Raw genomic sequence first — 11,879 nt, 5'->3', positions numbered from 1 at the left:
GAAAACTCTAGATCACGCATCGTTTCATAGGTTGTGAGGACAATATCCGCATCACCTCGCCAATCTTCTTCAAGCAAATGCGTAATACCATGATCATCTCTTAATTGAGCAGATATTAAATGCTTGGGAATTTTTCGATCTTTTAAATTTTCACCATATAGACTTAGGATCTTAGCAAATTTAGCACTGAAGAACCGATTTGCTTCTGCCTCCCAATTTTCTAACAATGAAACTGGAGCAACCACTAAAACTGGTTTTTTATCTTTTGCATTTTCTAAGTATTCACCAATAAAGCACAACAATTGCAGGGTCTTCCCCAATCCCATATCGTCTGCTAAAAGGCAGCCACTTACCTGTTCCGGTGCATATTGATGTAGATTCTGCAACCATGCAACTCCGTACTCCTGATGCGGTTTTAAACCGAATTCCTGACTTCTGAAACTTGAAGGCAATCTAGCTGGGGGATGGTTCTTCTCATCAAAAACCAATTGATCTGCTCGTTGTTTAGTAAACTCAGCTTTATCAATGTTATTCGCAATGAGTAATGTATCTTTCTTTTTTTTCTGTAAATTAACCGTAGATTCTTCTAATGTTTCAATAGGTTCTTTTCTATTTGAATCACTCAGACTATTTAATAATTTTTTAGCGTCATCTACTGAGACTTCAGTATTTGCATTAGGAATTAGAACCTGATCTTTACCTTCTTGCTCAGCCTGTTTGATACGCTGTTCAAGCAATTCTATTGCCTCATCGGAGAAGCGATCCTGGAATTGTTGCTCCAACTCAATGAGATGCTGTGGCAACCACTCTGATTCACCACTGTCTCTTTGAATAAACTCAGAGTTTAGTTTTTGTGCCTCACCAATACCAATAACCCGATCACTGTAATTGGATAGATCTAAAACTTGCTGTGCTTGTAACTCATCTTCATATTTTTGGATTTCTGTTAGATCACTTTTTAATTCTTGAACCTGATGATCTAAATAACTTGTTTTATCAATTGTATAACCCGCCCACATGAAAATTGGTGATGGCTTTTCATAGGCAGTAATAAAATATTTTGTTTGCTCTAAATTAGAAAGTTCTAACAGAATCGGTTGTTGTTCACGGCCCGAATTTTCGTTGAGAGTTAATTGAGCAGAAACATAATGTCCTAACTCATTATAAAATTTATCTATCTGTAAGCTGTAACTAAAGATTTCTGCATCTTGCTTTGATTTTTCAAAACCTTCAGGAGAGATGACCTCTGTGGCATCATCTCCTAATTGCGCGAAGGGGTTATGCAAAAATGTTTGAGCGCGTTCACCAGATACACGCCTATTCGGCATCTTTTTAATTTCACTCAGTACATTTTTGACTTGAGGATCAATGACTACATGAGCGACTCCACCATCTGGTAGGCTAATGCTATATTGATCTTGTACCTGATTATAGTGATCAAAAGTTTGCAACCAATTTGACGGTGCCTCATCAAAGTCGGGCTGTACTTCTACAACTGATTCCTGACTAATCAAATTCTTACGTAGATTTAATTGTAATTTTTCAGGTGCAAGTACAACGGTCTTACGAAGAAACTCATCTAAATTTGCCTGGCTTCGATTAGCTAAACTTCGTATTTGAGCCCAATACTTTTGATTCAGCTTATTATCTTTATTTGAAACACGAGCAAATTCTTTAACTTTTTCTACAAGCTGCCAAGTCGTATCATTCAGTAAATATTCTTGACCATCAACATTCAGTACGGCACCTATTCGTTTAATTAGACCTTTAGACTTAATCCTATTTTGATCACACCATCCATCTAGAATGATTTTAAAATCAGGATCACTTAATCCTCCCTCACTACGAATCACTGGATGTAAATTCGTTGGACTGGGTAAGTTGAGTAAATTAAGTACGTTACTATGTTCGGGATCTTGCTGAAGCTGAAACATCTCCTCCCATGGCAATATATACTGCTCATCCAAGAGATACGCGATATCTTCTTCTTCTAGACTTTCCCAATAAAAATCAGCATCATTTTTAGCATTCTGTTGATAAGGATAAATCAATCCCACCTCATCATATTGTAAAGGCTTTATACTCGCCACTAAGTTATCTTCCGCAACAGATTCAGTATTTTTTTTCTTTTTCCAGAATGCTAATTTCATAATTATCTCTTAATATCGCTTTCTATATCCTGAAATAGAATTATTTGCTTGACTGGAGAAGATGCCCAATTCAGCAAGTTTCTCATCAAATCGTCTTTGCCAACCAGGTCTGTGAATTAGTGTCAATGACTGCCCCCAAGGTTTAAGTGTCTGAATATGAATATCTAAAAGTCTCTGATCATAGGGAATTTTATTTAAAATATAACAAGCATTACCAGTATCAGAAAAATCAAACACATATATATTATCTATTTTTAACATAAAGGCATTATTTGTTTGGGTAGATCCAACAAGCCTTTTTAATCTCCCTCTATTGGCTTCTCTAAATTTTCGATGTTCGTTTAAACTAGATCTAGATGCTGCTGGTCCTAGAAAAATCTGGGAAAATGATATCTTATCAATAAACTTAATCCAGTAATTGAAACGATCTACATCAGCTGTACGGCTAAACAATCTAAAGAAAGCCTCTAGATCCGCACGAACAAACCACTGTATCACCATTTTTTTGGTGTCTGCATTCACGTTATTCCATCCAGCTGATGATTCATATTGAGGATTTCCCCACTGATCCAATGCTAGATGTTTTAGTACCTCATGTACTTTCTCTCTCTGAGAAGTACCTGCATAACGTTCTAGAAGCGCAGCTAAAATATCCGTCGTATATATTTTATTTTTTTCAAGCAATACTAAAAAGCGTGGGATAATTTGAAAATACTCATCCTCTTTCATTGTCTTGATCGACTTAATTGCAGATCGAATCAAATCATCCCAAAACCAACTACCCGAAGCTATTCTTAAACTTTCTAATTGATTAGCAACTCTGTTTTCATCATTATCTTGTAAAAATTCACGTACAAATTTTTTCGTAGGTTCTGTGGTTAAAACCTCTGAATTATCTATAAGAGTCGTCATCCATTTTTTTAGTCGAGTCGAATTTTTAAATACCAAAGATTTGTTCGTATTTAATATATTTCTTAACTGAACCCAGCTATCAGGTTGTTTTTCTAATTCCTTTGCTTGAAAGGAAAAATAGCTATATAACAATGGAAAATAAACAAACTGGAGTTGGTCAATTCCCAATTGGTTGAAATAATCAATTAATCTTACACCTACAGGTGTGAATAAAAGTTTTTCTTCATAATTGGGCAGTTTTTTACTGAGAGACCAAGCCAAATTTTTCCAATCTCGTTTAGTCAGCCCATCAAACCCGTGTTGTTCAAGTTTTAGAACTGCTTTGATAATTTTTTCTTCTAATGGTTGTTCATTTTCAAGATCATCGAGTTTATGCTCAATAATAGACAATGTTTTCATTAAACGCTGAGGTCTAACAAATTTAGTCTGTATATGAGTTGGTTCAGAAAATACACTTATTTTTTCTTCAAGACGACGTTTCAGATTCGCAATACTCATCACTATCACCGTGTCAATTGGCATGTTTCAACAGGCGCTGAAACAAAATGGGGTTGCGGCTCAGCGTTCTCTTTTTCTTTTAAACCATAGAATTGCATCCGTAGCTCAACACGACGTGAGGCTTCTTTACTATCCTTAGCTGAATTAAAAGAGACCCCACCGGCCAAAAACAGTTGTTTAACTTGGTTCTTTTGTGCATCACTCAGACTTAACCCATGACTAAATTTTGGATCAAGTAAACTGCACATGACCCATTCTGAACGACGTAAACTTAAGTTTAAGTTATAGAGATATGAACCATCCGTATCGGTGAACCCTTCAATCACAATTTGTTTAAACCATTTTTTTCCATTTTCACTATTAGCAGCATTTAAAACAATTGGTACTAACGTATTTAATGCCTCTACACCTGCTGCATTTAACCGGTAGTCATTATGGCCAAACCGACCAGCTTCTCCAAAGTTGATACGATTGTCCTTACAATCAACAGCAATAATCTTGTTTTTCAACGCGGCATCATTTTGAATACTAGTACAAATATCCATAATCTCTGAACTACGTTGATTTTCAGCTTGAGTTGCTTCATTGATTTTTTTCGTTACGACCATTAATGACACAGCCATTACGACTAAAAACAAGGTCATTAATGCTGTCATTAAATCAGCAAATGAAATCCAAAAAGGTTTTTCACCTTCATCTTTAGAACGTGGTTTCTTAGAGTACCTGTTACCTAACATTAATCATGTACCCCAAAATTAGTTTTTCTTTTGTTGTACGAGATCTTCCAGATCTTCTACAAAACTACCCAAGCCTTCTACACCCGTTGCAAGGCGTTTTACAGCTTGATCAAGTGTATTATCAAAAGCACCTAAAGAATGATTTAAGCTGGTTTCTACAGAGGAACCAAAACTCTCAAAGCTTTTCACCAACACATCACTGACTTGCTCAAGATAATCCTGCATTTCTTTCTTCACTTGATTGAGTGCAGTTGTCATCTGATTCATATCTTTCAGCATTTCACTACTCATACCAACTTCGGCTTGAGCTTGTTTAATTAAACCGTCTAAAGTACTGATTGCCTGTTTAACACTCTCTTGTGAGTCTTTATAGTCTTTTAATAGAGAGATTAAATTGCTGCTTGCGCTGGTCAAATGCGTAGAGGTGGTACTTACTTCTGCAATTAGCTGTGATGTCTTATCAGTCACTGTAATCAAAGAACTGCCCGCAGTATTAAACTGTTCAGAAGCTAAGCGCATTTTTTCAGCACCGTTATTCATACCCGTAATACTATCCGTTGTCACTTGAGATAATTTCTGAATATTTTCTTTATATACTTGGACCGCATTTTGACTGTGTGCAATCAAATCTTTAATTTCAGTTCCTAAATTATCAATTAATGTAGATGATTGTTCGTGCAGTTTTTGCTGATTTTCTAGAATCACACGATCTTGTTCCATACGCTGTTTCGTGACATCTGACATTAACTCAGACATCGTTCCGCCTAGATTCCCCATCAACTCCGAGACTTTGCCATTTAACTGCTCAATCGCATGTTGACCTTGTTCTCCAATTTTTGCGGCACCTTGAGATAAATGATCCACCATTAAATTCATTTGATCAGTCATCTCATTTTGTTTTTGTTGAATATCTTCAATCATTTTCGACATCTGTATTTCTAATGTTTTCGTCGAAGTTTCACTATTAATTTTCATATCTGTCAGTAATTGAGAGAAACCTAATTGCATTTCCTTCATAGCAGATACTGATTGAGTCATCATCTCATTCATGCCCGTCATTTGACTGCCGAACGTAGACTCCAATTTACTCATAAAGGCTGTAAGCACATCAGTCATGAGTTCTTGGACGGCTGAACCTTGGTCACCACTCACTTGTTGTACGCTAGACGCAATTTTATCTAGAGGTGCTTGCAAGGTATCCGTAATAGATTGACCAATCTGAGTCGCCATATCCTGACTTGATTTCGCATAGCTTTCACTTAAATGTGTAGCAAAAGCAATCTGATTCTTTTTATTTTCCTCAACCAAATTCGTCATCATGACTTTTAAGTCATTAACAAGGCTATCTTTTAATTGACGAGCATTGGTTTCGTTTGCCTGAGAGGATTTTAATAATTTAGCTAGATACTCCTCTCCAGTGGAATCAGTTTCAAAAAGCTTATCAATTTCTGTCGTTAAAATTTCTAACTGTTCATAACACTGACGCAACCACGATTTTTCGCGCCAAGTGATAATCATTGCAGTCCCTATCGCAAGTGCAGAAGCCATGAATGCTTCACTTACCCCACCTAATAACAAGCCTAAACTGTCTTGAACTTTTGCTGGATCGCCTGCGGGATCAAAAGCTAATAATCCAAATAGAAGGCCAGCAAATGTAGCAATAATACCTACACCAGTGATAATACCTGGCAAGTGCTTATAAAACTCAACTCTTAAAGGGGTATCCACAATGACAGCTTGTGAAAAAAATACATCACTTGATACCGTTGCACGTGAGGAAACTAGAACATCTTCTCCATCTACAGTTTCATAGATGTCATGAAAAGAATTTTTGTAATTCAACCAAGCATGTTTTAAAGGAGTACCATTTTCAAATATTGAATCTAGTGAATTTTTATTGAAACCAGAATGTTCTTCAACCTTTTTTAAAGCACTGATTGCTGACTCTAATTGTGTATTAAGATTTTTAGCAGGTGTTATATACTTTAAATAAAATCTGTAACCAATATATGTTACTAAAATGAACATACCAAAAGGAATGATATAGTAACTCTGCAGAAATTCAGCCCAAACCAACCAATTCATATTTACCCCGAATAATTAGAAAATTTATAAAATAAATATAGTCAAAATATAGCAGTTATTGGATGGGATAGTATCTTCTTCTCTTTCCCCCCCAACCAAACTAAATACTTATTCTCTATTGCCTGCTTATACGCCCAGTCTGCAACCCGATGTGAACGCTGCAGATCGGTCAAAAAACCCAATTGGGAAATTTCCTGAACAATAGATTGATCATGCAGATGATTACGTTCTCTCCATTGATCTAGGAATCGCTCGGATGCCAGATAATTACTTTTCTGTGAATTACATTTGTCGTCCGCCAGAACAAAGTTATGCCCGGTATCGGCAGGATATAAAGACCAAGGAATAAAATGATCCACGGCATATTTTGAATTTTTGAGACTTTTTCCACAGTAAAAACACTGGCATTGCTGTAAGTCAATTAAGAAGTCCGCGACCTGCCCCAATTGATTACGACTTGGAGCAAACATGAATTCATCTAGGTCAGGTAACCCATCTAATACAACCAGATTCTGCTTATTCAGCCGAACAAAATCAATCCAGCGCTTCTGGCATAACTCTTCAATGATTTCACTAAATTGTCTTAAGCAATACATCACCTTGGGCAACAAGTTGAGGGACTGTTTAGAGTCTTCAAGGCAATAAAGAAATTCTACCGTTTGACCATTCAGATTCTGCAAATATACCACCGGCATTTGCTTTACCGTTGTTGCAACTGCTCGCTTCAACCTGTTCCAGTAAAGTACATCCTTTCTCAACGCGGCCAAGGTCTTGAATTGTTGCTGTGCATTCTGAATTTCACTGATGATCTTTGCCTGCTTACCAGTACTTTGATGAATAGTAAAAGGCTCGTACTGGTTAAACTGAAACGGCATTGACTGTTTCCAGTACAGGTCAATAAACTTTTCAGCAATATCCTGATAGTCCAAATGCAACACAGCGCCGGTATCTTGACCCTGTTCAATCGCCAGACGCGTGATACTTATCAGCAAAGCAAACTTATATGTCGAAGTAAAAGTCCCTGACTGCAATATCTGCTGAATATGCTTCAAGAATTTTAACTGTTCTTGAGGGGTTGGTATTTCGGCTATACTGAATAACATATCTAAGCCTGCACTTTTCTAATCAGAATATTAAGCCAATCTTCTGTACGGTCTGGACGTTTATCTACAGTAATCCATTGCTGTAACAGTAAAGCCTGATCTATTTGTTTGAGTAAGTCGTAAGCTTGCTGCTCATTCAAGTCAGTAAAGCTGCGCCCTTCTTTCTCACGGTCTGTATCGCCATATTTAAAAGACATATAACACACACCATTTGGCTTTAATGCTTTAAATATGCGCGCCAGCACTTCAGTCAGGCGATCTCTTTCACAGTGCAAAAGAGAAGCACAGGCCCAAATACCATCATACTTAGCTACTTCATTCAGCTCATAAAAACTTTGCTGACGTACATTGATGCCTGTCAGCTCTCTCGCCTTTTCAACCAGCTCGGCAGAATAATCAATTGCCTCAACTTGATAGCCTTTTTTCTTAAATGCCAAAGTGTCCCGCCCCGAGCCACAGCCCAAATCCAGGATCAATGCCTGTTCGGGCAAATATCTTAGAAATGGTGCGTAAAGACTTTCCATCTCAACCTGATAGGTATTTTCAAAAAATGCTTGAGCATGTTGATTGTAATAATTTGATGTTTGATTCATTGTCTAAAAGCCAATATCTTATGTTAAAGAACATACTGATATTTCACTAGATAAGTCAAATAATCAGTCCTATGAATGAATCAAACTCTTATTTCACTGTATCCGGACAACTCAGATAGAAACCAAACTGGTTCTTGTAAATGGAAAAAATATGGGCTTCAGATTTCGCAAGAGTATTAAAATATTACCTGGATTAAAAATCAATCTGACGCATAAAGGCATCAGCAGTGCAAGCATTGGCAAACCTGGTGCTTCTTTAAATATTGGCAAAAAAGGCACCCGAACCAGCGTTGGTATTCCTGGCACAGGCCTATCCTATTCCAAGCACCAACCCTATAAAAACAGAGTTGGCAACCAAGAAAATCCTGCTCAGGAACAACAACCGCTCTATACATCAGATACGGAGCAACCTAGGTCGAATGTCTGGATTTGGGTAATTTTTGGATTATTTTGTTTTATTGTCGGGGCAATTATTTTTTAAATTTAGCCATTCTTTGCACCCATAACATTCATTCCGCTAGGCAAAATTTAATTCATTTATTACTATGGACGGATGTTAAATATAATAAAGGCTGCCGCTGATGTCTGATAATGACAGTACTCTGGATTATGATGAAAATGATTTAATCGATTCTCCCTTGTCTCAAATTTTACAAGAGGATAATGAGCAAGTTGAAATTCTCATTTATCGATTACCTGATAGTAACTGGACACTGGAAGTGGTAAACCAAAATGGTACTTCTACGGTATGGGATGAAACATTCCCGTCAGATCAGGAAGCTCTATCTGTTGCTATAGATGGAATTAAAGCCGCAGGCGGTATTCAAGCATTTTCCGAACTCAGTGACCTCGAAGCAAAGAAAAATATTTTTCCTGAATCCCTTACTCGCCATTAAAAATGAAGCTGCTAGCGTGGATATGAATCAGTATTTTCTGGATTCTTAGAACCTATCGTGATGATAGGTTCACTTCAAGCCTAACCCCTCTAGGGTCGAAGGGTCAAAATTTTCATCAAACACAAACTCATCTGCTCGCTCTTTTCTTAATGTCGCTAAGGCATAAAAGAAATATTTCTCACATAACTGCAATTCATATCTTTCCCCGTCATGCTTGGAACCATAGCCCCAATGCGCCGATAAAGTGCCAAACTCCAGTTTCGTTGATTGGTTGCATATATCACATACAGCATCTGTAACGACTTCTACCTGTTTCAGTTGTTTTCTATATTAAGAACCTCTTAGTTTTAAAATAAATAGCATTGCTATAAGTTGTGACCCCGTTCTTAAAAATATAAAAAAATCACAATATATTGTATATAGTTTGTAAATATACACAAAATATAGGGTAGATCAATCTTGTTTAATATTTCAAAAAATTATAAGAATATTCAATTGATTATTTTTTACACTTATGAAGGATTATGGAAACCGCTATTGATTTCAATGAAAAATTTGGCGCACCTAAAAACTTGTTGTGCAAAAATTTTAATAAAATCCAAATCAGTATACACCCTGATTTTTTTGGAATTTATCTTTGCTATCAAGAGGCTTTAAAATCCTTAAAAGTTGATCTATCAATATTGACAGTAACTTCTCACACTTATATCCGCGTTTGGAAAGATCCAAATAGATCTGGCTATACCATCGCGAATAGCTGTCAGTGGTACTTATATTGGTCTAAAAACACACCTAAGAATATCAACTTACTCATACATTCTTTTCCTCAAGATGAGGACAAAATTGAGCTATTAAAAAAAGAGGCAAGTTTGGAATTCATGAGATTTCTGGCCTCTTATCACCATGATCTGGATCGAATGAATCCTGCAAAAATGCAATCGCTGATCAATGCACATATCTCATATGAAGTTATCTTGGCTTTAAACAAAGAAAATTCTTTCAAACCTCACCGTACTATGAGCTTAGACCTGCTAGCAAAACTACTCTCATTCACACGAAATCAGCTGAATTATCGAAATAAAGTTATAAACCGGCAAAGACAGAAGATTTTTGATCAACTGCAACAAACCAGTGGAATTGTGCAACAACTTTTAAACAATGTGGACTTCGTTCTCACGCCAGATCAGCTATGGAAAGCATAATGTCAGAATATAACCCAAACCATCAAAATGCTGCTGATATTCCGCGGGTATCATTAAAACAGACACTGGAAAAACTCTTTGGTGACGAGCAGTTCAACCGTGCAGAACATATTCAATATATTGCTGATTTACTGACTTCACACCCCAATGATCAATATCTGAAGGAGCTGAACCTCGATCTATTAGATTTTGATCTACAAACCAATTCTGTTGTTGCTAGACCCGCTGCCTTAGTCTCCTCTCGAAAACATACTGTTAGTGCAACACCCGTTACTTGGTATGTAAACTCAATTGCACAATTAGCAAAGTCAGAAGAAAATGCCTTAACCTGGAATATTCTAGTTTTAAAAGCAGCAATTTATTTAATTGCTCTTCCTGAGCTCAAGCCAGATCTTTTTAAACAAGCGCACGCCGAACACTTCAATACCGTAAAGCGCTTATTCCAGCGCTTTAGGACTGCAAATAAAAATTTAGATACTGAAAAAAAATATCATAATACAGAAGAATATAAACGCCTCTGGAATGTCTATCTTAAAGATCTAACGCTGAGCTTAGAGCAATTTATTCAACATCTGATCACATTAGATACGGATGAATTGCCTGAGTTTGATCGCAATCTACTCAATGATATTCGCATTACTTTTAACTATGTTTTAAAAAACAAAGCGAAGATTGCACGTGCAAGTATCGATACGCAGCTTCAACATCAGTTTCTTGATGAAGAACAATTCATTGAAGAAAGTATCGAAATCAAAAAAGGGGCTAAATCTAAAGCACTGAATATAGAAACCTCAATCGATGAGCCGATTAATCGGCAAATTGTTGTCAATCCAACTGACGTCACACCACTCGCAGCACATTCAGAAACGAGTCAAAGCTATGTTCTACCGCTTGTGGCAAAACATATTCAACGCAAAGAACATTTACTCACGTCGAGTAGTTTTTTTCCCAATCCATCTAGCGTGAACCATCTACTGAAAAGACTTCATGTGGACTACTCTGAACATCAAAATAAAAGTGCTTTGATCCTGATGCTCGCATTTTTAACAGGCAACAGTGTGAATGAGTGGCTATATATACAAAGCAAGCGAGCTAAAAACTTAAATAACCGCCAAAAATTGATCCATAAAAATGATCAGTTCTTCTTAAGCAGTAAATTTAATGTATTTGAGAACCGTGATTTTGAGTATTCAAACAGCTTGCTTAATCAGACGATCTATTTAGACATTCCAATCCCGAATCTATTCATTGAGGATCTCCGCAAAATGGATTCGGTTAGTTTCGATGATATACAGCAATATTTACGCAAATTAAGACAAGAATTATTGATTCCAAAACTGTCTGTCGTAAAGGTGAGTTCTCTACTGCATTATACGGTTCTTGCAAAAACAGGGAATAAACAACTCGCAGATTTAATCACAGGGATTGATGCCAATCAGTCATCATCTGTTTCTTATTGTCATCAGAATATTCCACGATTACATGCACAATATGTTGATATTCTAAAATCACTTTGTGCAGATGTATCAAACACATATGAAAGTTGTGTACCTTCGCTCCCTGATTCAATAATTCATTTTGGTAGTCGTAAGGCTCCAAAACCACAGGTCATTACAGAGATTTTTGCTGTATTGAAATTTAATATTTTTTCACAAGCTGAAGACGATCTGATTGCTATATACAACCACTACAACATATGGATG

11 protein-coding genes are annotated in these 11,879 nt (G+C 36.6%); 4 read left to right on the top strand and 7 right to left on the bottom strand.

Going from position 1 to position 11,879, the window contains the following annotated elements:
- The 6 genes from J582_RS23385 to J582_RS23360 form a co-directional block, all read right to left on the bottom strand.
- Nucleotides 1-2,150: DEAD/DEAH box helicase (locus tag J582_RS23385; RefSeq protein ID WP_032048700.1), on the bottom strand; the 2,150-nt coding region annotated here is incomplete at its 3' end.
- Between the two features lie 9 nt (nucleotides 2,151-2,159).
- Nucleotides 2,160-3,560, bottom strand: coding sequence for an EH signature domain-containing protein (locus tag J582_RS23380; protein ID WP_032048699.1), 1,401 nt, complete (start codon nucleotides 3,558-3,560; stop codon nucleotides 2,160-2,162).
- 5 nt (nucleotides 3,561-3,565) lie between these two features.
- Nucleotides 3,566-4,297: a type I Zorya anti-phage system protein ZorB1 gene (gene zorB1, locus J582_RS23375; RefSeq protein ID WP_005092521.1), complete on the bottom strand. Its 732-nt coding sequence runs from the start codon at nucleotides 4,295-4,297 to the stop codon at nucleotides 3,566-3,568.
- An 18-nt stretch (nucleotides 4,298-4,315) separates the two neighbouring features.
- Nucleotides 4,316-6,382, bottom strand: coding sequence for an anti-phage ZorAB system protein ZorA (zorA, locus tag J582_RS23370; protein ID WP_032048698.1), 2,067 nt, complete (start codon nucleotides 6,380-6,382; stop codon nucleotides 4,316-4,318).
- Between the two features lie 41 nt (nucleotides 6,383-6,423).
- Nucleotides 6,424-7,485 carry an HNH endonuclease gene (locus tag J582_RS23365; protein ID WP_032048696.1) on the bottom strand — a complete coding sequence of 354 codons (1,062 nt, stop codon included), beginning with the start codon at nucleotides 7,483-7,485 and terminating at the stop codon, nucleotides 6,424-6,426.
- A gap of 2 nt (nucleotides 7,486-7,487) precedes the next feature.
- A complete protein-coding gene (locus tag J582_RS23360; protein WP_005092533.1) occupies nucleotides 7,488-8,078 on the bottom strand; it encodes a class I SAM-dependent methyltransferase in 591 nt (196 codons plus the stop codon).
- 151 nt (nucleotides 8,079-8,229) lie between these two features.
- On the opposite strand from J582_RS23360, the gene J582_RS0105320 reads away from it, so the two are divergent.
- On the top strand, nucleotides 8,230-8,559 hold the full coding sequence (locus tag J582_RS0105320; protein ID WP_005092535.1) for a DUF4236 domain-containing protein: 330 nt from the start codon (nucleotides 8,230-8,232) through the stop codon (nucleotides 8,557-8,559).
- A gap of 100 nt (nucleotides 8,560-8,659) precedes the next feature.
- Nucleotides 8,660-8,974, top strand: a complete 315-nt coding sequence (locus tag J582_RS23355; RefSeq protein WP_005092537.1) for a hypothetical protein — start codon at nucleotides 8,660-8,662, stop codon at nucleotides 8,972-8,974.
- Between the two features lie 69 nt (nucleotides 8,975-9,043).
- Here J582_RS23355 and J582_RS27550 read toward each other — a convergent pair whose 3' ends face one another.
- Nucleotides 9,044-9,292 (bottom strand): hypothetical protein, encoded by a 249-nt coding sequence (locus J582_RS27550; RefSeq protein WP_080632793.1) that lies wholly within the window; start codon nucleotides 9,290-9,292, stop codon nucleotides 9,044-9,046.
- A gap of 206 nt (nucleotides 9,293-9,498) precedes the next feature.
- Between J582_RS27550 and J582_RS23350 the strand changes: the two genes are divergently transcribed.
- Both J582_RS23350 and J582_RS23345 read left to right on the top strand, forming a co-directional pair.
- Complete coding sequence (locus J582_RS23350; protein ID WP_005092539.1) at nucleotides 9,499-10,176, top strand: hypothetical protein; 678 nt, start codon at nucleotides 9,499-9,501, stop codon at nucleotides 10,174-10,176.
- On the top strand, nucleotides 10,176-11,879 hold a 1,704-nt coding region (locus J582_RS23345; protein ID WP_050674861.1), incomplete at its 3' end, for a hypothetical protein. The genes J582_RS23350 and J582_RS23345, both read left to right, overlap by 1 nt.

It is taken from the genome of Acinetobacter sp. 1566109 (assembly GCF_000582255.1).
In the GTDB taxonomy this organism is placed as follows: Bacteria; Pseudomonadota; Gammaproteobacteria; order Pseudomonadales; family Moraxellaceae; genus Acinetobacter; species Acinetobacter nosocomialis.
The sequence above is the reverse complement of the archived record's forward strand: the minus strand, read 5'-3'. Positions and strand labels throughout refer to the sequence as shown.